At 63.0% G+C, this 21191-nt stretch carries 16 protein-coding genes; 5 read left to right on the top strand and 11 right to left on the bottom strand.

Going from position 1 to position 21191, the window contains the following annotated elements:
• Position 1 precedes the first annotated feature (1 nt).
• The 3 genes from RQ479_RS25990 to RQ479_RS25980 all read left to right on the top strand — a co-directional run bounded on the left by RQ479_RS25990 (position 2) and on the right by RQ479_RS25980 (position 2428).
• Positions 2–1822, top strand: coding sequence for an ABC-F family ATP-binding cassette domain-containing protein (locus tag RQ479_RS25990; RefSeq protein WP_376702903.1), 1821 nt, complete (start codon positions 2–4; stop codon positions 1820–1822).
• Between the two features lie 64 nt (positions 1823–1886).
• The gene (locus RQ479_RS25985; protein ID WP_352714411.1) at positions 1887–2129 is read left to right on the top strand and encodes a type II toxin-antitoxin system CcdA family antitoxin; all 243 of its coding nucleotides are present in this window, start codon (positions 1887–1889) and stop codon (positions 2127–2129) included.
• A complete protein-coding gene (locus RQ479_RS25980; RefSeq protein WP_376702902.1) occupies positions 2129–2428 on the top strand; it encodes a CcdB family protein in 300 nt (99 codons plus the stop codon). Before RQ479_RS25985 ends, RQ479_RS25980 begins: the two co-directional genes overlap by 1 nt.
• A gap of 31 nt (positions 2429–2459) precedes the next feature.
• Here the strand turns inward: RQ479_RS25980 and RQ479_RS25975 are convergent, their stop codons facing one another.
• Both RQ479_RS25975 and RQ479_RS25970 read right to left on the bottom strand, forming a co-directional pair.
• Complete coding sequence (locus RQ479_RS25975) at positions 2460–4166, bottom strand: hypothetical protein (RefSeq protein ID WP_376702901.1); 1707 nt, start codon at positions 4164–4166, stop codon at positions 2460–2462.
• A 73-nt stretch (positions 4167–4239) separates the two neighbouring features.
• Positions 4240–5538, bottom strand: a complete 1299-nt coding sequence (locus RQ479_RS25970; RefSeq protein ID WP_376702900.1) for an adenylosuccinate synthase — start codon at positions 5536–5538, stop codon at positions 4240–4242.
• Between the two features lie 321 nt (positions 5539–5859).
• On the opposite strand from RQ479_RS25970, the gene RQ479_RS25965 reads away from it, so the two are divergent.
• Entirely contained in the window at positions 5860–6762 is a 903-nt protein-coding gene (locus tag RQ479_RS25965) for a DMT family transporter (RefSeq protein ID WP_376702899.1), read from the top strand.
• An 85-nt stretch (positions 6763–6847) separates the two neighbouring features.
• Here the strand turns inward: RQ479_RS25965 and serA are convergent, their stop codons facing one another.
• From serA to glmM, 5 genes are all read right to left on the bottom strand, one after another.
• Positions 6848–8446 (bottom strand): phosphoglycerate dehydrogenase, encoded by a 1599-nt coding sequence (gene serA, locus RQ479_RS25960; RefSeq protein WP_352517593.1) that lies wholly within the window; start codon positions 8444–8446, stop codon positions 6848–6850.
• Positions 8447–8623: 177 nt separating this feature from the next.
• Positions 8624–9799, bottom strand: coding sequence for a phosphoserine transaminase (locus RQ479_RS25955; RefSeq protein ID WP_376702898.1), 1176 nt, complete (start codon positions 9797–9799; stop codon positions 8624–8626).
• Positions 9800–9981: 182 nt separating this feature from the next.
• Positions 9982–10755, bottom strand: coding sequence for an outer membrane protein (locus tag RQ479_RS25950; protein WP_376702897.1), 774 nt, complete (start codon positions 10753–10755; stop codon positions 9982–9984).
• Between the two features lie 234 nt (positions 10756–10989).
• Complete coding sequence (locus RQ479_RS25945; RefSeq protein WP_352517596.1) at positions 10990–11817, bottom strand: outer membrane protein; 828 nt, start codon at positions 11815–11817, stop codon at positions 10990–10992.
• Between the two features lie 224 nt (positions 11818–12041).
• Positions 12042–13394 carry a phosphoglucosamine mutase gene (glmM, locus tag RQ479_RS25940; RefSeq protein ID WP_352517597.1) on the bottom strand — a complete coding sequence of 451 codons (1353 nt, stop codon included), beginning with the start codon at positions 13392–13394 and terminating at the stop codon, positions 12042–12044.
• An 873-nt stretch (positions 13395–14267) separates the two neighbouring features.
• Between glmM and RQ479_RS25935 the strand changes: the two genes are divergently transcribed.
• On the top strand, positions 14268–14930 hold the full coding sequence (locus tag RQ479_RS25935) for a hypothetical protein (RefSeq protein ID WP_376706015.1): 663 nt from the start codon (positions 14268–14270) through the stop codon (positions 14928–14930).
• Positions 14931–15700: 770 nt separating this feature from the next.
• Here RQ479_RS25935 and ftsH read toward each other — a convergent pair.
• The 4 genes from ftsH to pal all read right to left on the bottom strand — a co-directional run bounded on the left by ftsH (position 15701) and on the right by pal (position 21065).
• Positions 15701–17626, bottom strand: coding sequence for an ATP-dependent zinc metalloprotease FtsH (gene ftsH, locus RQ479_RS25930; protein WP_352517047.1), 1926 nt, complete (start codon positions 17624–17626; stop codon positions 15701–15703).
• A 105-nt stretch (positions 17627–17731) separates the two neighbouring features.
• Positions 17732–19210 (bottom strand): tRNA lysidine(34) synthetase TilS, encoded by a 1479-nt coding sequence (gene tilS / locus RQ479_RS25925; RefSeq protein WP_376702896.1) that lies wholly within the window; start codon positions 19208–19210, stop codon positions 17732–17734.
• A 54-nt stretch (positions 19211–19264) separates the two neighbouring features.
• The gene (ybgF, locus tag RQ479_RS25920; RefSeq protein WP_376702895.1) at positions 19265–20371 is read right to left on the bottom strand and encodes a tol-pal system protein YbgF; all 1107 of its coding nucleotides are present in this window, start codon (positions 20369–20371) and stop codon (positions 19265–19267) included.
• Positions 20372–20558: 187 nt separating this feature from the next.
• Positions 20559–21065, bottom strand: coding sequence for a peptidoglycan-associated lipoprotein Pal (gene pal / locus RQ479_RS25915; protein ID WP_023677992.1), 507 nt, complete (start codon positions 21063–21065; stop codon positions 20559–20561).
• Between the last annotated feature and the right edge of the window lie 126 nt (positions 21066–21191).

The raw sequence follows: 21191 nt of genomic DNA, 5'->3' as shown, positions 1-21191 counted from the left end.
CATGGCGCCGCCGCTTCTCAATCTCGACGGGATAAAGCTGACCTTCGGCGGCACGCCGCTGCTCGACGGTGCCGCCCTGACGGCCTCAGCTGGCGACAAGATCGCCCTGGTTGGCCGCAACGGCTCGGGCAAGTCGACGCTCCTCAAGATTGCCGCCGGGCTGATCGAACCGCAGGACGGCGAAGTCTTCCGCCAGCCTTCGGCGACCGTGCGCTACTTGCCGCAAATTCCCGACATGGAAGGTTTTACGACCGTCCGCACCTATGTCGAGGCAGGGCTCGGGCCCGCCGACGATCCCTACCGCGCCACCTATCTGATGGAGCATCTCGGCCTGTCCGGCGAGGAACGGCCGAACGACCTCTCCGGCGGCGAGGCGCGGCGCGCGGCCCTCGCCCGTGTCATGGCGCCGGAGCCCGACATTCTCCTCCTCGATGAGCCGACCAATCATCTTGACCTTTCGGTCATCGAATGGCTGGAGGAGGAGCTTGCCCGCACCTCCTCGGCGCTGGTCGTCATCTCGCATGACCGCCGTTTTCTCGAACGCGTGTCGCGCGCCACAATCTGGCTCGACCGCGGCCAGACCCGCCGCCTCGACAAGGGCTTTGCTTATTTCGAGGAATGGCGCGACACGGTGCTGGAGGAGGAAGAGCGCGAGCAGCACAAGCTCGGCCGCCAGATCGTGCGCGAGGAGCACTGGCTGCGCTATGGCGTGACGGCAAGGCGCAAGCGCAACATGCGCCGGCTCGGTGAGTTGCAGACCATGCGACAGCGCTTTCGCGGCCATCGCGGCGCCGAGGGTGCGGCGACAATGACAGCCAGCGACGCCGCCGAATCCGGCAAGCTGGTGATCGAAGCCAAGAACATTGAGAAGAGCTTTGGCGATCTGACGGTGGTCAAGGGATTTTCGACCCGCATCCAGCGCGGCGATCGCGTCGGCCTGGTCGGGCCAAACGGCGCCGGCAAGACGACGCTGTTGAAGATGCTGACCGGCGAATTGAAGCCGGACGCGGGCATGGTGCGACTCGGCACCAATCTGGAGATCGCCACGCTCGACCAGAAGCGCGAAGCCGTCGACCCGCAGGAGACATTGGCGCAGTATCTTACCGACGGTCGCGGCGAGAACCTCGTCATCAATGGCGAGCAGCGCCACGTCGTCTCTTACATGAAGGACTTCCTGTTCAAGCCGGAACAGGCGCGGACGCCGGTGCGCGAGCTTTCGGGCGGCGAGCGGGCACGGCTGATTCTCGCACGCGTCTTGGCGCGGCCGGCAAACCTGCTTGTGCTCGACGAGCCGACCAACGACCTCGACATGGAGACGCTGGAATTGCTGCAGGAACTGGTCGCCGGCTTTGCCGGCACGGTGATCCTGGTCAGCCACGATCGCGATTTCCTCGACCGCACCGTGACCAGCATCATCGCGCCGGATGGCGACGGCCGCTGGATCGAATATGCCGGCGGCTATTCCGACATGCTGGCGCAGCGCGGCGGCACCAGGCTGGATGACCGCAAGGCGCGGCCGAAGGTAGAGACCAGCGAGGCGATGGCTGCAAGCAGGACCAACGCGGCCGCTCCCAAGGGCCCGGCAAAGAAACTGTCGTTCAAGCAGAAATTCGCGCTGGAATCGCTGCCGAAGAAGATCGAGGCGGTGTCGGCCTCGATCTCGCGGCTGGAGAACAACATCGCCGATCCGGCCTATTACGAGCGCGACCCGGCCTCGTTCCAGAAGACGATTGCCGCGCTCGACAAGGAGCGCGTCACACTGGCAGCGCTCGAGGAGGAATGGCTGGAACTCGAGATGCTGCGGGAAGAAATGGAGGGGTAGTCCACTTCCTCGTTGCTGCAGCTCGGAAATGCGCATAGATTATGCGCATATTGCGGAGGCTGCCGTGCGCAAATTGGCATTGAATGCAATTCGCCAACCGGCAAACCTGTCGATAGATTCCAAACTCATGAAAGAAGCCAAAGGGCTGGACGTGAATGTCTCACGCGCGGCGGAAGCCGGCATTGCGGAGGCTGTCGCTGCGGAAAAGACCCGGCTATGGAAGCTCGAGAACCGCGCCACCATGGAAGCGTGGAACGACTATGCCGAGAAACACGGTATTCCGCTGAAAGAACATCGGCAATTCTGATGGCGCTCTACGATGTCTTCGCCGGCAGTATCGAAGGCAGCTATCTACTCGACGTCCAGTCCGACATGCTTGATCACTTCAAGACGAGGGTCGTCGTTCCGCTTCTCCCGATGGCAACAACGCCGCCGCCGATGCGCAAACTCCACCCTCTCCTTGAGATCAGCGGGCGAAAAATGGTTATGGCCACCCATCTGATCGCAACGGTTCCGACGGACGAACTAGGCGAAAGCCGGATGAACCTGTCAAAGCATCACGAAGACATCGTGAGCGCACTCGACATGCTGTTCCAAGGCTTCTGAGCCAGAGAAGCGTTGGGCTGGTGAGCCGGCCTCAGCCCGCTGTCTTTGTCTGCCAGGCCTTCAGCGCCTCATCGAACACCTTCTCGCCGGGAATGCCCTTTTCCATGGTGAGCAGCGCCCGCCGCCCGGTCTTGTAGACGACCGGCACGTCGATCCAGTCCTGGCCTCTGAGCAAGGTCAGATTGGCGTCTTCATCCGCCTTGGTATCGTTGAGCGCAACCAGGAAGAAACCGTCGGCGATCTTGGCCGGGATGCCGATCAGCGGGCTGCCGGCATCCTGCTCGGAGCCCTTCATGGCGACACGCAGGATGTTGTCGACGCCGCCGCCCTCGAAGCCGTCAGGCGTCAGGAAGATCATCTCGATAATGTGGCTGGCCGGCAGCGTCTGGTCGGTGTTGCGACGGATCGTCATGCGCAACTGGATATCCTTGCCAGGAATAGTCGCCTCGGCGCGGATCGCCGGCTCGGGTGGAAGGTCGCCGCCGGGCGATTCCTGCACCAGCGACCAGACGATGTTGCCGGGCTCGGCCGAGCCTTGAGCGGTACTGGTGCGCTCCTCGTAGAAGATCGCCTTCTGGCCGACGGCCAATGCGGCTTGCGGTGGAACTACCGTCGGTGCCGCTGCCGGCGCGGGCGGCGGGGCGGCCGCTGCAGGTGCTGCTGCGGCATCGGCCGACGCTGCCGCCCCGTTGGCGGGCGGCGTTGCGGGAGTTGGTGCAGCGGACCCATCGACCGCTGGAGCATTGGCCGTGGCTTGCGCATCGGCAGGTGCGGCTGGTGCCGGCCCGGCGGGTGCCGAGGTGGTCGGCGCTTGTGCGGCCGATGGTGGCGTGGTCAGTGCGGCGACGGATTCGCCTTCGCCGATGCCCGCCTGCCCGGCCGCGGGGCCAGGATCGACTTCGTGGCCCTCGGGCGTCAGGCGCTGCGTGAACTTCGCGCCTTCGCCGGCCTCCGTCGGAGGCGCGGCGGCCGGTACGGCCGCATCGGCCACCGGCTTGGCCGGGGCTGGTTTTACCAGCGGTTCGGTGGCGACGGCTTTGGTCTCGTCGAGGCCGAGCATGCTGCCGAACGCATCCTTGTTCAGCCAGATGCCATAGCCGCCACCGGCAATGACCAGCAAGGCAATGGCGGCGGCGATCACGCCGCCATAGCTGCGCCTGCGCTCGGCGGGATGGAGCCGCTGGAACCTGTCCTCCGCGGGGCTGCCGTCGTTGGAAAAGTCATCGCCTTGAAAAGCGCTGTCTTGGCCCTCGGCCGTCGGAATATCCGTATTGGGCGGCGGCGGACCAGCGCGCTCCTGAGAAAGAGCGACGGGCTGCGGCTTTTGCCAGTTCGGTGCCGCCTTAGCGGGCGTAGGCTGCCAGGCCGGCCCGGTCTTTGCTGGCTCCGTCTTTGCCGGCTCAGTCCTTGCCGGCTGCCATGGCGGCTCGGTCTTTGCCGGCTGCCGGACATGGCTGGACTGGTTCTTGTTGCGGTCGATGGAGGAGAAGATGTCCTCCAGTTCCGCCAGCGGGTCGGGTGGCGGCGCAGGCTTGGCGTAGTCCCGCTCGACTTTGGCGATGGCGTCTTCCAGCGCACGCATCTGCCGGTCGACATCGGAAGGCGTCATCGTGGCCTTCTCTGCGAGTTGTTTCGCGATTGACGAACGGGCCCTGTCATAGACCCTGGCGCGCACTTCCGCCGACGGCTCACCGAGTTTGTCGAGCGCCTTTTTCAGAATAGGAACAAAATCTATCATACGTCAGTCGACCTGCATTTGTTTCTGGGCCGGCCCCCGCAAATCAGCCGCAATGCCCGGAAAGGCTGAGAAACTAGCCTTGAAACGGATCGGTCACAAGTATCGTGTCGTCCCGTTCAGGGCTGGTGGAAAGGAGTGCGACCGGCGCGCCGATCAGCTCTTCGATGTAGCGGACGTACTTTACCGCCTGGGCCGGCAGGTCGTTCCAGCTGCGCGCGCCGGCGGTGGTGCCTTTCCACCCTTCCAGCGTCTCGTAAACCGGTTCGACGCGCGCCTGCGCGCCTTGGCTGGCCGGCAGGTAATCGATCGCCTCGCCGTCGAGGCGGTAGCCGGTACAGACCTTGATTTCGTCCAGCCCATCGAGCACATCGAGCTTGGTCAGCGCAATGCCCTTGATGCCGTTGACGGCGACGGCCTGGCGGACCAGCACGGCGTCGAACCAGCCGCAGCGGCGCTTACGGCCGGTGACGACGCCGAATTCATGGCCGCGCGTGCCCAGGAACTCGCCGATCTCGTTCTTCTGCTCGGTCGGAAACGGGCCTTCGCCGACGCGCGTCGTATAGGCCTTGGTGATGCCGAGCACATAGCCGATAGCGCCCGGGCCGACACCCGACCCGGCGGCGGCCTGACCGGCAACCGTATTGGACGAGGTGACGAATGGGTAGGTGCCGTGGTCGATATCGAGCAGCGTGCCTTGCGCGCCCTCGAACAGGATGCGCTCGCCGGCGCGGCGCTTGTCGTCGAGGATTTTCCAGACGCGGTCCATATAGGGCAGGATCTCGTCGGCGACCGAAATCAGCTCGCTCATGATCGCCTCATGCGTGACCTCGGCATGGCCGAGCCCGCGCCGCAGCGCATTGTGGTGCGTCAGCAGCCTGTCGACCTTCAAGGGCAGCGTTTCCAAATCCGCCAAATCCATCACCCTGACCGCGCGCCGGCCCACCTTGTCTTCGTAGGCGGGACCGATGCCGCGACGGGTCGTGCCGATCTTCGTTCCGGAATTGGAAGCGGCGTCCTCGCGAAATCCGTCCAGCTCCCGGTGCAAGGACAGGATAAGCGCGGTGTTTTCGGCTATTTTCAGGCGGTCCGGCGTCACCTCGACGCCCTGCGCTTTCAATTTCGCAACCTCCGCGACGAAAGCGTGCGGATCGAAGACGACGCCATTGCCGATGATGGACAGCTTGCCTTGCCGCACCACGCCGGACGGCAGCAGCGACAGCTTGTAGACCTTGCCGTCGACGACCAGCGTGTGGCCGGCATTGTGGCCGCCCTGGAAGCGCACGACAACATCGGCGCGCTCCGACAGCCAGTCTACGATCTTGCCTTTGCCCTCATCGCCCCATTGCGAGCCGACGACCACCACATTGGCCATATTTCTTTTCCCTTGAGACGCCGCACGAGCAGCTTGAAACAGTTCGAAACGATAGGCCCGTATCGCATCCGCCCCCAAAATCGGAATCGATTTTCGGAAAAGCACGACGCGAGGATTAAAGCCTTCCGACGCGCACTTTGTAGCGTCCAATTGCACGCACGTCGCTCTATAGCGTCAAGACCCGGCGAGCGCGACCACTCTTTGCCGCCGAAAACGCTCCGAGGCACAACAATTTTCGCCTTTGACATCATTTACTTGGGCTGGCGGTCGCAATAGGCCCACACCGACCGTCAATTCCCTCTGCCTGGCCGGAATGTCACGATGCATCGAGCCGCCTACCTATTCCTGCTGTTCACCACCTTGCTGTGGGGCGGCAACTCCGTGGCGGGCAAGCTGGCGGTCGACCACATTTCGCCGATGACGCTGGTCTTCCTGCGCTGGATTCTGGCCGTTCTGATCCTGCTGCCGATCGGCTGGCGAACGCTGCGTGAGGACTGGCCAGTGGTGCGTAGGCACTGGTTGCTGCTTGGCGGGCTCGGCGCTTGCGGCTTCGCCTTTTTCAATGCGATCTTCTACACGGCGCTCAACTACACGACGGCGATCAACGTCTCGATCGAGCAGGCGGCGATACCGATCGTGATCATCATCGCCAATTTCGTGCTGTTTCGCCTGCGGGTTAACCGGGTGCAGATCGCTGGCGTCGTGCTGACCATCATCGGCGTCGCGGTGACGGCGAGCCATGGCGACCTGCGCCAGCTTCTCAAGCTGGATCTCAACTTCGGCGACGCGATCATGCTGGTCGCCGTGCTTTGCTACTCCTTCTATTCGGTGGGGTTGCGGCTGAAGCCGGTCATCCGCTGGCAGAGCCTGATGCTGGCGCTGTCGGTTGCCGCACTCATCACATCGCTGCCTTTCTTCCTGTGGGAGATTGCCGCCGGCAAGGTCATCGTCCCCGACGCCCGCGGCTGGGCTCTCGCGTTCTATACCGCCATCGGTGCTTCGGTCATCTCGCAGATCTTCTATATCAGAGGCAACGAGCTGATCGGCGCCAACCGGGCCGGCCTGTTTATCAATCTGGTGCCGATCTTCGGTACGCTGCTGTCGGTGGTGATTGTCGGTGAGACATTCCAGCTCTATCAGGCGCTGGCTCTCGCGCTGGTGCTCGGTGGCATCAGCCTCGCCGAATACAGCGGACGGATGATGGCGGCATCCGCTGCTGAATGAAGTCGTTTGCCGCGATGTTTCCCTGCGAATCCATCAGCGACCGCGGAAGCGCCCCGCGTGCTGCTGCACACGGGGCGACCGAATTTCAGGCCGCGCCGACGTCGAAATGCAGCCGCTTGGCCGAGTCGATCGACTTGTGCGAGCGCACCTGCGCCAACACGTTTTCCGGGAATGGCGCATCGAGATAGAGCAGCGCGATGGCATCGCCGCCCGGCCGGTTGCGGCCGAGCTGGAAATTGGCGATGTTGACGCCGTTCTCGCCGCACACCGTGCCGAGCAGGCCGATGATGCCGGGCGCGTCGGCATTGGTCGTGTAGAGCATGTGCTGGCCGACCTCGGCGTCGAGATTGATGCCCTTGATCTGGATGAAGCGCGGTTTGCCATCCGAGAAGCAGGTGCCGGCGATCGAGCGCGTCCTGTGCTCGGTCTTGACCGTCAGCTTGATATAGCCGTCGAACACGCCGGATTTGTCGCGCTTGACCTCGGCGACGATGATGCCGCGCTCCTTCACCATGATCGGCGCCGACACCATGTTGACGTCGGAGACCTGCGGCCGGATCAGCCCGGCAAGGGTGGCGCTGATCAGCGCGCGCGTGTTCATCGTCGCGGTCGAGCCGTCGAACAGTATCTCGACCTCCTTGATCGGATCCTCGGTGACCTGTCCGACAAAGGCGCCGAGCACTTCGGCAAGCTTGACGAAAGGTTTCAGCCGCGGCGCCTCTTCGGCGGTGATCGACGGCATGTTGATGGCGTTGGAAACGGCGCCCTTTATCAGATAGTCGGACATCTGCTCGGCGACATGCAGGGCGACATTCTCCTGCGCCTCGGTGGTCGACGCGCCGAGATGCGGCGTCGCCACGACATTCTCCATGCCGAACAGTTCATTATACTCCGCCGGTTCGACCTCGAAGACGTCGATGCCGGCGCCTGACACCTTGCCGCTTTTCAGTGCCGCGATCAGGTCGGCCTCGACGACCAGCCCGCCACGCGCGCAATTGATGATGCGCACACCGGTCTTCATTTTGGCGATCGCCGCGGCGTCGATGATGTTGCGTGTCTTGTCGGTAAGCGGTGTGTGCAGCGTGATGAAGTCGGCGCGGGCGAACAGCTCGTCGAGCTCGACCTTTTCGACGCCGAGCTCCTCGGCGCGGCTGTCCGACAGGAACGGATCGAAGGCGATGACATGCATCTTCAGGCCGACGCCGCGCGCCGCCACGATCGAGCCGATATTGCCGCAGCCGATGATGCCGAGCGTCTTGCCGGTGATCTCGACACCCATGAAGCGGTTCTTTTCCCATTTGCCGGCATGGGTCGAGGCGTTGGCCTCCGGTATCTGGCGGGCCAGCGCGAAGATCATGGCGATCGCATGCTCGGCGGTGGTGATCGAATTGCCGAAGGGCGTGTTCATCACGATGATGCCCTTGCGGCTCGCCGCCGGGATGTCGACATTGTCGACGCCGATGCCGGCGCGGCCCACGACCTTCAGCCTGGTCGCGGCGTTGATCAACTTCTCCGTGACCTTTGTCGCCGAGCGGATGGCCAGCCCATCATACTGGCCGATCACTTCGAGCAGTTTTTCCTTGTCCTTGCCGAGATCCGGCAAATAGTCGACCTCGATGCCGCGATCCCTGAAGATCTGCACGGCGGTGGTGGAAAGTTTGTCTGAGACGAGAACGCGGGGCATTGGCTTGTTCCTTTGCGATTGGCGCCCCTCCCGCCTTAGGGGAGGGTCGGCGCGAAGCGCCGGGGTGGGATCGGTGCGGCCGGACCGGCCGAATCTTTCTGGATGGTTGATCGTTGAGCTGGGTGGAGGCGACCTCACCCGGCCCTTCGGGCCACCCTCCCCTCGAGGGGGAGGGAGTCAGGCCGCCGCCTTCAGCGACGCCTTTTGCGCGGCAAAGGCCCAGTCGAGCCAGGGCAGCAGCGCTTCGAGATCGGAAGCCTCGACTGTCGCCCCACACCAGATGCGCAGGCCGGGCGGTGCATCGCGGTAGGCGCCGATGTCGTAGGCGACGCCTTCCTTGTCGAGCGCCGAGACAATTGCCTTGGCGAACGCAGCCTGTCCGTCGGCATCGAGTGCAGCGACATCCGGATCGGTGAAGGAAAGGCAGACCGATGTGTTCGAACGCGTCGCCGGGTCGACGGCAAGATGGCCGAGCCAGGAAGATTTCCGGACAAAGCGATCGAGAACAGCGGCATTGGCATGCGCTCTGGTGACCAGCGCGTCGAGGCCGCCGATCGACTTCGCCCAACGCAGCGCGTCGAGATAGTCCTCGACGCACAGCATTGACGGCGTGTTGATGGTCTCGCCCTTGAAGATGCCTTCGATCAGCTTGCCGCCCGAGGTGAGGCGGAAGATCTTCGGCAGTGGCCAGGCCGGCTTGTAGCTTTCCAGGCGCTCGACGGCGCGCGGGCTGAGGATCAGCATGCCGTGCGCGCCCTCACCGCCCAAGACCTTCTGCCAGGAGAAGGTGACAACGTCGAGTTTCCGAAAATCGAGCTTTTGCGCAAAAGCCGCCGAAGTGGCGTCGCAGATGGTCAGGCCCTTGCGGGCGGCCGGGATGAAATCGCCGTTCGGCACGCGCACGCCCGACGTCGTGCCGTTCCAGGTGAAGACCACGTCGCGGTCGAAGTCGATTTTGGTCAGGTCAGGCAGTGCACCGTAGTCGGCCTCTAACCTGCGCACATCGGCGAGCCTCAGCTGCTTGACCACATCGGTGACCCAGCCGGAGCCGAAGCTCTCCCAGGCGACCATGTCGACGCCGCGTTCGCCGAGCAGCGACCACAGCGCCATTTCGACCGCACCGGTATCCGAGGCCGGCACGATGCCGATGCGGTAATCCGCCGGAACCTGGAGGATTTCCCGCGTCAGCTCGATCGCTTCTTCGAGCTTGGTCTTGCCGATCTTGGCACGGTGCGAGCGCCCGAGCGCGGCATTTTTGAGCGCCTCGACCGACCAGCCGGGGCGTTTTGCACAGGGACCTGAGGAAAAATTGGGATTTGCCGGACGGAATCCGGGCTTCGTATGCGTCGTCATCGTGGTCTATCCTTCCAGATAGTGGCCCCTCGTTGGGGAGGGGTGGCCCACGGACGGCGATATGCGTTCAGGCTTTCGGCGTCAAGGGGAAAGTTTTTGTCGCTGTCGGGATATTGCCGGCGGCGAAATGCAAACGGCGGGCCTACGACCCGCCATTGTTAACGCCTCGGCTTCGATCGAGCCTACCAGAGATCGTAGCGTAGTCCGACTTTGACTTGATGGTTGTTGATCCCTTTGCGGATCGGAAAAGAAGTCAGGCTCTCGGCAGTGACATATTCGGCGTCTGGGGCGGAAAAATACTGATAGCCCAGATCGACTGAGACGTTCTTGGACACTTGGTAGGCAAGGCCGGCATTCAGCGTGTAGGCGAAGGAGTATTGGGTCTTGTTGTCATGCCGGACGAAATCGTCGGTGGGGTCGGCATTGTCGGTGAAGTAGCTCGCCGAGAGGCGACGCTTGCTCTGCAGGATACCGATACCAGCGCCGAGATAGGGCGTGATTCCGACATACGTGCCAAGATCGACGTAGCCATTGAGTATGCCCGAGAAGGCATAGTTCTTCAGGGATGCTGATGCCACCGTCGCCGTTGCCGGTAGCACCACAATCCCTGTATCGTCGTAGCCGATGTCGATCTTGTTGCCGGGCAGATAGCCGACATTGAGATCGGCGCGCAGATAGTCGTTGAAATGGTAGCCGAAGCCAATGCTGGCGAAGATGGGATCTTCCTTTTCGTCGAAGCTCGCGGGCGTGAAGGCGAAATCCTCATCCTTGAAGCTCTTCTGCACCAGATAGGAGACATCGCCGCGCAGATACCATCCCGAGCCAACCTCGACCGGCACATAATCCGGCGCCTGGTCGACATAGACCGGCGGATCGTAATCGGCGCCAAGCGCCGGCGTCAGCGGCATCAGGACGACTGCTGCAAGCGCCAGTGCTACAGGCGATTTGAATGTCATGGTCCTCGGCTCCCGAACTTGGCGCATTCGCGATCGCGCGCGCCGTTTCAGGGAGCATTGTTAACCATAGTGGTTAAGTGCGGGTTAAGGATAACAAGGCGTTAGCAATTGATTTGATCCGTTTGCGCTCCTCGAGCTGGACGGTGTCACAGAGCGTCGCAGCATCTTCAGGCAGCCAAACGAAACCGCCCGGCATCAGCCGGGCGGTCGACAAATTCCTCGATTTCGAAGCGCTTACTTGGTGTAGACCGGCTCCGGTTCCGGAACATAGGGTTCCGGTTCGACGCAGTCCGATCTGCCGAACTGATAGCGCAGGCCGCCGCGCACCTCATGAACATTGATGCCGTCGTCATAGCCGGGGCCGACGCCGCTGCCGAAATCGAACATCTTCCCACCGTTTATATGGCTGTAGCGGTAGCCGACGTCGAGCTTGACGCGATCGGTCAAACAGTAGGATGCACCAACCATGGCAGCATAGGCAAAACGCCAGCCCTTGCCGCCGTGGTGGAAGAATTCACCGTCTTCATCACTGTTGTGGAGCGTATCCCACTTAACCCAGGCACCGCCGATGCCGGCACCGACATAGGGCGTGATACCGTGCCATGTGCCGATATCGACATAGGCGTTGGCGAGCAGCAGCAGCGCCGTATAGGACGAGGTGTCGACCGAAGTACAGGGATCTCCATCGAGACAGATGCCGCTGGTCGAGCCGCGGAAAGTGGATTTGCTCATCCAGTCCGCGGTCAAGTCGGTGCGGAAGTGCTGGTCGATTTGATAGCCGACGCCGGCACCGGCCGAGAAGGCACTCTTCAGCTTGCCGCTGTCAAAAGTACCTGTCCCGGGAGGCGGTCCGTAGGTGATGTAGTCGGCGCCGCGAAACTTCGACCAGTGATAGTCGATGTCGCCGCGGATATACCAGCCGCCATACTCGGCCGGCGGCTCGTAGACGACCGGTGGCGGTGCCTCCTCGACCACGGGCGGCTCGACGAAATCGGCGGCGAATGCCGGTCCGGCGCCGGCAAACAGCGCGGCCAGGAGAGCCATTCTTGCTGTGTTGAACATGCTTATCACCCCTGAGAACCCTCGAACGGCGAACGCGCCCGAAATGTGATTGACCTCAGTTGTGGATAATGAATCGGAAAGGTTAAAACGCGTTTAACCGTATCGGTTAACCACGAATCTTTAAAATTCGAGGAATCTGGCGACCGTTGCTGTAGCAGGACTGACAGGGATCCAACAAAAAGCCCGCCGGCAAGGCGGGCTTTTGAACTGACGTTGGAGGAAGATCAGGCGGCGCTGCGCGTTTCCGAAATGACCTCGACGATGTTGTTGACGACAGACGCGACAAGCTGCGGGTCATCGCCCTCCGCCATGACGCGGATGAGCGGCTCCGTGCCGGATGGCCGGATGACCAGGCGCCCGGCCTTGCCGAGGCGATTGCGCGCATCTTCGATCGCTGCCTTGACCGGCGCCTCCTCCAGCGGCTTGCCGCCGGCAATATGCACATTCTTCAAAAGCTGCGGCACCGGCTCGAATTTCTTCGACAGTTCGCTGACCGGCCGGTTCTGCCGCTTGATGCAGGCGAGCACCTGGAGCGCCGAGACGAGGCCGTCGCCGGTCGTCGAGAAATCGGACAGCACGATGTGGCCCGACTGTTCGCCGCCGACATTGAGCCCATGGGCACGCATGTGCTCGACGACATAGCGGTCGCCGACCTTGGTGCGATGCAACTGCAGGTTCATGTCGCCGAGGAAGCGTTCGAGGCCGAGATTGGACATCACCGTCGAGACGACGCCGCCGCCGGCCAGCCGTCCGCTCTGGTGCCACGACTCGGCGATCAGCGCCATGATCTGGTCGCCATCGACGATCGCGCCGTTCTCGTCGACGATGACGACGCGGTCGGCATCGCCGTCGAGCGCAATGCCGATATCGGCGCGCACCTCGTGCACCTTCTTTTGCAGGCCGGCCGGATGAGTCGAGCCGCATTCCTTGTTGATGTTGAAGCCGTTGGGCTCGACATTGATGGCAACGACCTCGGCGCCGAGTTCCCACAACGCGTCAGGCGCCACCTTGTAGGCAGCACCATTGGCGCAATCGACGACGATGCGCAGGCCCGACAGCGACATCGAGCGCGGCAGCGTGCGCTTGGCGAATTCGATATAGCGGTCATGCACGCCGTCGACGCGTTTGGCGCGGCCGAGCCCATCGGAATCGGCGAGCGCCAGTTCGATATCCTTGTCGAGCATCCCCTCGATACGCTCCTCGATCTCATCGGACAGCTTGTAGCCATCGGGGCCGAACAGCTTGATGCCATTGTCGTAATAGGGGTTGTGCGAGGCAGAGATCATCACGCCGATATCGGCGCGGAGCGAGCGCACCAGCATGGCAACAGCGGGCGTCGGGATCGGGCCGAGCAGGAAGACATCCATGCCGGCGGCGCACAGGCCGGATACCATCGCGTTCTCGATCATGTAGCCGGAAAGCCTGGTATCCTTGCCGAGCACGACGCGGTGGCGGTGGCTGCCGCGCTGGAACGAGAGGCCGGCGGCCATGCCGACCCGCATGGCGACCTCCGCCGTCATTGGAAACTTGTTGGCGCGCCCACGAATGCCGTCCGTACCGAAATAATGTCCTGCCATGTTCGCCAGCTTCCCGATGGTTCTTTCCGAGCATCTCATGCCATAAAATCGGCCGAGCTCTGTCATCACATTGTATGATTATCGACGACCAATCCTTAGAAAATTGTTGTCTTGTGTGTTTTGCGTCACGCTAGTGTGTTGATTTTCAAGTTTCGAGCCCTTGTTGCGGCAGCAGCATCAGAAACGTCAACCTCAAACCTCATCTGGATCCTTTGGTTAGTGGCAGTGTGGCCTTGAACCCGAATCCGCATCGTGCTGCTCCAGACAGAGGTAGGCTCAGGTCCGTCGCACCCGCCGATTTGACTGGCCGTCATGCGACGCAGTGTCCTCGCTGGGAACCAGCCATATGCGCGCTCTCCGTGCAATGCACCCGGACGAACTTGGCTGGGAGACAGTCCCGGCAACGAATTCATCACCTTAAAGAAAAGAATGCACCTCTAAATTGTCTCTACGCTACTTAGCATCTGGCGCAACCAGCCGTTGAGCGCTATTGCTGCACTGGGACATATCATGAACCGCCATAGGGAGAAACGCATGCTCATCCACCGACTTGCCACTTTGACGGGTCTTGCCGTCGCGACCTTATTCCTGGCGGCGCCTGCCAACGCGCTGACCATGGCCGAGTGCAGCACCAAGTATAACGCGGCCAAGGATGCGGGAACGCTTGGCGGGCAGAACTGGAACCAGTTCCGCAAGGCCCAATGCGGCACCGATGCCACCGCAACTACGACCGATACCGCCCCAGCCAAAGCCACGGCCAAGGCCGCCGACACCACCAAGGCAGCCGCCGCCGACGATGCGGCGCCGGGCCTGACGGCGAAGGAGTGCAGCACCAAATATCAGGCGGCAAAAGCCGCCGGCACGCTGAACGGCATGAAGTGGAACGATTTCCGCAAGACCGAATGCGCCGCCGGCGCCACTGCAGCCGCACAACCTGCCGCCACGACCAAGGCTGCGGCAGCCGCCGCCGACGACGCTGCGCCTGGGCTGACGGCCAAGGAATGCAGCACCAAATACCAGGCCGCCAAGGCTGCCGGCACGCTCAACGGCATGAAATGGAACGATTTCCGCAAGAGTGAATGCGCCGCCGGTGCAACTGCAGCCGCACAACCTGCCGCGGCACCTGCCAAGGCGACGACAGCCGCCGCGACCGATACCGGCAAAGGCCTCAGCATGGCGGATTGCAGCGCCAAATATCAGGCTGCCAAGGCCGGCAACACCCTGAACGGCATGAAGTGGAACGACTTCCGCAGGAGCCAATGCGGCGCCGGCGCAGCCGACGACGACACCCTGCCGGCTCCCGATGCCAAGTACACCGGCGATCCGCAACCGCCGACCATCACCGCCCCCCAGGGCGTGAAATTCCCGACGGCGATCTCCAAGAAATACGCAGCCGAGACCCCGGCCAAGGGCCGCATGCACACCTGCCTCGACCTCTATTACGCCAACAAGGACGCCAACACGCTGGGCGGCCTCAGGTGGATCCAGAAGGGCGGCGGCTTCTACAGCCTCTGCAACGCCAAGCTGAAGAGCTGACCGGCGCCATCATCCGACGATAGGAGTCCGCGAGCCGCAAGGTTCGCGGGCTTTTTGTTGCATGCTGCCGCGCGTTAAGAAGAGGCGGCATCCGCGCGCAGTCGGCCGCCGCTCTAGCAATCTCCCCCTCGTGGGGGAGATGTCCGGCAGGACAGAGAGGGGCGCTGTCCCGCCGACATCGATGGTCGGCAGCACGCGTCACGTTTGGTCGAAGGAGCCTGAAACAAAAAACCCGCCTCGGCGGGCGGGTCGTCAGCGCCAATTGGCACCACACCCAAATTAATAGCATAGCTGCCGGCACAAAGCAAGAACAAAATGTGGCGCCGTCGGCAAAAATACGAACTTCATTCTCCAGCGCGCTTTGTCGATCTTCCCGAAATCGTCAACGAGGACGATAGAAGGCCCCGTTCCTTCGCGCCCCTCTCTGTCCTGCCCTCTTTGCGACCACTTGGCATCTCCCCCACGAGGGGCCGGCCATCGCAGGTGGAAAGCCGAGGCTTTCGCTCTACGATGGACCCCCACCCCTAACCCCTCCCCACAAGGGGGAGGGAGACTTCCGTTGGCGCTAACCTCGGGCAGATTGCCTGCCTTTCGGCGCCAAAGAGGAAGGAAAGGCGCGCGGCAGCGTTCCCTCCCCCCTGTGGGGAGGGTTAGGGTGAGGATCCATCTTCGCAAGAATCCAAATGCGATTGTCGTGTCGCATTCCCCAAAAAGAAAACGCCGCGGTTAGAGCCGCAGCGTTTCGAAGTCGATCTCTCCTGGGCCGGAGCCTAGCTTGACGGCTGGGGTTCCATGCCGCCTTCGGGCTCGGGGCCCTTCTTGCGGCGGCCGGACTTCGGCACGGCCGAGCCGCGGCTCGGCGGTGTGTCGTCGCCAAGGTCGCGCGCGGGCTTATTGCCGGCGATCAGCTGCTTGATCTCCTCGCCGGACAGCGTCTCGTATTCGAGCAGGCCCTGCGCCAGCGCGATCCATTCCTTCTTTTTCTTGGTCAGGACGGACCTTGCCGTCGAATAGGCCTCGTCGATCAGCCGGCGCACTTCAGCGTCGATGATCTGCGCCGTCTCTTCCGAGATGTTCTGCGTGCGCGCCACCGAATGGCCGAGGAACACCTCCTCCTGGTTATCGCCATAGGCGACATGGCCGAGCTTGTCGGAGAAGCCCCAGCGCGTCACCATGGCGCGCGCCAGCTTGGTTGCCTGCTCGATATCGGAGGAGGCGCCGGAGGTGATGTTCTCCTTGCCGAATTTGAACTCCTCGGCGACACGGCCGCCCATCATGATGGCGAGGCGCGAGATCATGTATTTGTAGCTCATCGAATAGCGGTCGCCTTCCGGCAGCTGCATGACCATGCCGAGTGCCCGGCCGCGCGGGATGATGGTCGCCTTGTGCAGCGGATCGGCCGACGGCACGTTGAGCGCCAGGATGGCGTGACCGGCCTCGTGATAGGCGGTCAGCTCCTTCTCGGCCTGCGTCATCGCCGACGAGCGGCGCTCGGCGCCCATCATGATCTTGTCCTTGGCGTCCTCGAATTCGGCCATGGTGACGAGGCGCTTGTTGCGCCGCGCTGCCATCAGGGCGGATTCGTTGACCAGGTTCATCAGGTCGGCGCCAGAAAAGCCCGGCGTGCCGCGCGCGATCACCTTGAGGTCGACATTGGGCGCCAGCGGCACGTTGCGTACATGCACTTTCAGGATCTTCTCGCGGCCGACGATGTCTGGGTTCGGCACCACCACCTGGCGGTCGAAGCGGCCCGGCCTCAGCAGCGCCGGATCGAGCACGTCGGGCCGGTTGGTAGCGGCGATCAGGATGATGCTTTCGTTGGATTCGAAGCCATCCATCTCGACCAGCAGCTGGTTCAGCGTCTGCTCGCGCTCGTCATTGCCGCCGCCGAGGCCGGCACCGCGATGGCGGCCGACCGCGTCGATTTCGTCGATGAAGATGATGCAAGGCGCGTTCTTCTTGGCCTGGTCGAACATGTCGCGAACGCGGCTTGCGCCGACGCCGACGAACATCTCGACAAAGTCCGAGCCCGAAATGGTGAAGAACGGCACGTTGGCTTCACCGGCGACCGAGCGGGCGAGCAGCGTCTTGCCGGTTCCGGGAGGACCAACGAGCAGCACGCCGCGCGGGATCTTGCCGCCGAGCCGTTGGAATTTCTGCGGGTCGCGCAGGAACTCGACGATTTCTTCCAGATCTTCCTTGGCTTCGTCGACGCCGGCGACGTCCTGGAAGGTGACGCGGCCGTGCGCTTCGGTCAAAAGCTTGGCCTTCGACTTGCCGAAGCCCATGGCGCGGCCGGAACCGGACTGCATCTGGCGCATGAAGAATATCCAGACGCCGAGGATGAGGATCATCGGCAGCCAGGAGATCAGGGTGCCGAACAGCGAATTGGAGCCGTCGGATTCAGGACGCGCATTGATGGTGACGTTCTTGTCTTGCAGCCGCGAAACCAGCGACGGGTCCCCAGGCGAATAGGTCTGGAAGCCGTTGGAACTGTCCGTGTAGTTGCCGGAGATACGGGCGCCGGCAATGGTCACCGACTTGATCCGTCCCGCCGCAACCTCCTGCAGGAACTGCGAATAGGGGACATCGCTCGAGGCTCCACGCGTCTGCGGCGTCTGGAAAAGATTGAAGAGAGCGATGAGCAGGACCGCTATGATCGCCCAGAGCGCGAGGTTGCGATAATTCGGATTCATCAATTGTCCCGTTGGCGCCGCTGGGCGGACACGCGTCGTGAGAGGAAACTTGGCCCTAACATAGGGAGAGCGTTCCCCCTTGCCAAGCATAACAGCAGGTCTCGGTTAAGCTTTCGCCCGTGGTAGGCCGGCACTGTGGCCGCCGAATGGCGAGGCTGGAACCGGCGCCGCGCCGAGCAAGGCGGCGACGGCATCGGCCGGCACGAGATCGAAAGACGGCAGGAAACGGGCGAACGGCGCGACTACCGGATATGCGGCGACAGCCGCCGGCATCGGGCCTTCCTCGAGCAAACCCGGACCTTCCCCGAGCAAACCAAGGCATTCGCCATCCCGCCACAGCGCCGGCTCGGCGGCCAAGGCGGCACGCGCAAGGCTTGCCGGCGTGCCACGCCCGGCAATTGCGCGCTTTGCGGCAAGAGCCGTCCCGAGCGGTGCTACCAACAGCGGCGCGATCAACAATGCACCTGGACTGTCGCCCAATGTGATCCGTCTGCGGCCGTCCCAGAGGGCATTGTCGGAAGCCTCGACAGCGGGCGGCAGATCGCGCAATTCGCGATGCAGAAAGATACCGGTACGCCGGGAATCGATCACGGTCCGCGACAATGTGGCACAAAGCGGCCCGGTGCGGAGCCGGCCGAAAAGGGCTTCGCTGCGGGCCTGGTCGGCAAGGAAGGCGGTGCCGCCGGTCGCCGCCAGCAGGATGCGCAGCGCATAGATGGCCGCCCGGCTGTCGCCGGCCGTCGCAAAATCCCGATCGAGGCGGACGAGGCCGGCGGCCGGCCTGGAGGCCAAGCTGCGGATCAGCATGGCCGCGCGATGTCCTAACTGCTCACGCTCGGCCGCCGCCTTTCTGGCCAGCGCTATCGCTTCAGCCACGCGAGGCGCACCATCGCCCTCGGCAAGTGCTGCGCGGACGCGCGGCCGCTCGAAACCGGTGTCGGCATTGGTCGGATCTTCGATCCAGGCAACCTCTTCACGCCGCAGGAATTCGCGCAGCTCAGCACGCCTTACGCCGAGCAGCGGCCGCACGATCCAGTGCCGCCACTCGTAGAGGGTTGCCGGCGCCATGCCGGCAAGGCCCCGCCCTTCGTCGCGCGGCCCGTCGTCGTTTTGCCCTTCATCACTTGGCCCTCCATCACTTGCCCGCTCGTCACGTGCCCACGCGCCACGCGCTTGCCGCATCAGCACGGTCTCGGCCTGGTCGTCGGCGGTGTGGCCGGTCAGGATCAGGCCGATGCCTGCCGCATCGGCGGCCTCGGCGAGCAGCCGGTAGCGCGCCTCGCGCGCGGCGGCGGGCAGGCCGGTCGATGGTTTGTGCCCCGACCAGGCGAGGACGCGATGGGCAATGCCGCGCGCCGCGCACAGCCTGGCCACGGCTTGGGCTTCCGCTGCCGCTTGCGGCCGCAATTGGTGATCGATCGTTACCGCCAGCAATTTGGTTGCCGGCGCGTTACGGTCGAGATGGGCTTTGAGGAGGAGGAGAAGGGCGGTCGAGTCGCTGCCGCCGGACACGGCCGCAACAGCGCCGTTGGAAAAGTCGATCCGCGAAAAATCCGAAAGGTCAGGCTCGGTGTCGAGCGTCATGCGTGTCGCCTAAAAGCAGGCCCGTTTTTGGGGCAACGACACGCAGCGGAAAAACTAGCACGCCGCGAGTGCCCTTTCCTGCTTGACCCGCTCCTTGAGCGCGCCGGAAATATCGGGGTAGCGCTTGCCGATCTCGCTGAAGGTGGCACAGGCCACGTCGCGCTGCTTCAGCCCGACCAGTGAAACGCCGAGTTTCAGCAGCATGTCGGGCGCTTTCTTCGCCTTGGGATAGTCCTTGCTGGCAGCAAGGAAAATCTCGGCCGCATCGCGGTATTTCTGCTGGCCGAGCAGCGATTCACCGAGCCAGTAGTGCGCGTCCGCCGCTTTGGCGTCCCGGGGAAAACGAGCGATATGGTCGCGGAAACCCTGTTCGGCGGTGCTGTAGTCGCCCGACAGGATAAACTGGTAGGAGTTGCGGTAAAGCTCCTCCGGGTCGTTGGTCGAGGGGAGTGCCGCGACCACCGTATCGTCGGATTTACCAGCCTTGTTGCCGGCTGCACTGGCGCCGTTGGCTGGGGCCGTATTCTGCTCCGGAGCGTTCGCCTGCGCATTGCCATCGGCTTCGACGACATTGCCGTTTTTGTCGACGGTGATGGTGCCGAATGTCTTGGGCGGCGCGCCGGGGATCAGCTTGCCGGGATCACCGTTGGGCGATTCGACGATGACGTCCTCGACGCTTTTGCCGCCGTCTGCTGCCTTGCCCGCATCGGCCGGAGCCGGCGTTGCCGGCGCCTCCGCCATATTACTGTCGCTGTCGGGGGTTTCGCTGTTGGGCGCGGCCTCGGACTTCTTCTGCTCGGCCGGCTGCTGCGCGCCTTGACCGCCTTCCAGCTGCTGGAAGCGGAATTCGTTGTCTTCCTGCTGCTTGCGGATCTGCTCCTGCATCTGCAGGACCTGGAAATTGAGTTCCTCGATCTTGCCGTTCATCTGCCGGAGCTGTTCCTCCAGCGCCGGAGTGCCGGTGCCATCCTGTTGCGCGAATTGAACCTGATCCGGCTTTTTCTTTTCGCCGAAAATGCCGGGCAGTTTGATCGTCGGCAGATGGAAGGAAAAACCGCTTTCCGATGACTGCCCGGTGCCGTTTGCCCCGTCAGCAACTGCCGCGATACTTGATACGAGCAGCAGCGCAAGCGTGCCGCTCAAGACCGATCTGAAATGCATGTGCCTCTCGCCGTGAAACCATTGTTGCGCGCCTCTCACTCGAAGTAGACCAGCCAACTGGGACTAGCCAGACGCTCTCGGCTCTTAACAGGACGTGAGACTTCGGCCAAATTTTGTTTGGAGCGAGCAGATATGAAAAAGGCGGCCCTTTGGCCGCCTTTCGCACCAAGTGTTGCATTTATGCCGATCAAGAACCGGCGCCGCCCAGCGTGGTAACGGCACGGCGGTTCTGCGACCAGCAGGAGATGTCGTCGCAAACCGCGACCGGACGCTCCTTGCCGTAGGAAATGGTCTTCAGGCGCTGCGCCGAAACGCCCTTGGCGACCAGGAAGTCGCGGGTGGCGGCAGCACGGCGGGCGCCGAGCGCCAGATTGTATTCGCGCGTGCCGCGCTCGTCGGCATGGCCTTCGATGACGATGGCGTACTGCTTGTACTGGTTCAGCCACTGCGCCTGGCGCGACAGCGTCGTCTGCGCATCGGCGCGGATCGAGGATGAATCGGTGTCGAAGAAGATGCGGTCGCCGATGTTGACGGTGAAGTCCTGGGCTGACCCGGGCGTTGCCGCACCGGCGCCGTTGAGGCCGAGATCGGCGGCGCTGTTCGGCGTCTTCTTCGAGGCGCAACCGGTAATCGCGAGCATCGCGACCAGCGCGATCATGACCGGGTTTGTGGTAAGTGCTGCGATACGGCCCATGCCGCCTCTCCTTCGCAATTCGAGTGATTTCATTGATCGTCCAGTAACCACGTTTGGGTTAACCGACGCTCAAGAAACACGGTTAAAATTTGGTTTCGGCTGCCGTCCGCAGCCTTCGTTGCAGGG

Source organism: Mesorhizobium sp. ISC25, assembly GCF_042295465.1.
In the GTDB taxonomy this organism is placed as follows: Bacteria; Pseudomonadota; Alphaproteobacteria; order Rhizobiales; family Rhizobiaceae; genus Mesorhizobium.
This window is presented reverse-complemented; position numbering and strand designations above follow the sequence as displayed.

What these genes read in the sequence shown, in the direction of transcription:
- RQ479_RS25970 (WP_376702900.1), bottom strand. Translation starts at nt 5,538, where the DNA reads ATGGCCAATGTGGTGGTCGTCGGCTCGCAATGGGGCGATGAGGGCAAA.
- ybgF (WP_376702895.1), bottom strand. Translation starts at nt 20,371, where the DNA reads ATGCATTTCAGATCGGTCTTGAGCGGCACGCTTGCGCTGCTGCTCGTA.
- RQ479_RS25945 (WP_352517596.1), bottom strand. Translation starts at nt 11,817, where the DNA reads ATGTTCAACACAGCAAGAATGGCTCTCCTGGCCGCGCTGTTTGCCGGC.
- glmM (WP_352517597.1), bottom strand. Translation starts at nt 13,394, where the DNA reads ATGGCAGGACATTATTTCGGTACGGACGGCATTCGTGGGCGCGCCAAC.
- RQ479_RS25965 (WP_376702899.1), top strand. Translation starts at nt 5,860, where the DNA reads ATGCATCGAGCCGCCTACCTATTCCTGCTGTTCACCACCTTGCTGTGG.
- ftsH (WP_352517047.1), bottom strand. Translation starts at nt 17,626, where the DNA reads ATGAATCCGAATTATCGCAACCTCGCGCTCTGGGCGATCATAGCGGTC.
- serA (WP_352517593.1), bottom strand. Translation starts at nt 8,446, where the DNA reads ATGCCCCGCGTTCTCGTCTCAGACAAACTTTCCACCACCGCCGTGCAG.
- RQ479_RS25935 (WP_376706015.1), top strand. Translation starts at nt 14,268, where the DNA reads ATGAAGTGGAACGATTTCCGCAAGACCGAATGCGCCGCCGGCGCCACT.
- pal (WP_023677992.1), bottom strand. Translation starts at nt 21,065, where the DNA reads ATGGGCCGTATCGCAGCACTTACCACAAACCCGGTCATGATCGCGCTG.
- RQ479_RS25975 (WP_376702901.1), bottom strand. Translation starts at nt 4,166, where the DNA reads ATGATAGATTTTGTTCCTATTCTGAAAAAGGCGCTCGACAAACTCGGT.
- RQ479_RS25950 (WP_376702897.1), bottom strand. Translation starts at nt 10,755, where the DNA reads ATGACATTCAAATCGCCTGTAGCACTGGCGCTTGCAGCAGTCGTCCTG.
- tilS (WP_376702896.1), bottom strand. Translation starts at nt 19,210, where the DNA reads ATGACGCTCGACACCGAGCCTGACCTTTCGGATTTTTCGCGGATCGAC.
- RQ479_RS25980 (WP_376702902.1), top strand. Translation starts at nt 2,129, where the DNA reads ATGGCGCTCTACGATGTCTTCGCCGGCAGTATCGAAGGCAGCTATCTA.
- RQ479_RS25990 (WP_376702903.1), top strand. Translation starts at nt 2, where the DNA reads ATGGCGCCGCCGCTTCTCAATCTCGACGGGATAAAGCTGACCTTCGGC.
- RQ479_RS25955 (WP_376702898.1), bottom strand. Translation starts at nt 9,799, where the DNA reads ATGACGACGCATACGAAGCCCGGATTCCGTCCGGCAAATCCCAATTTT.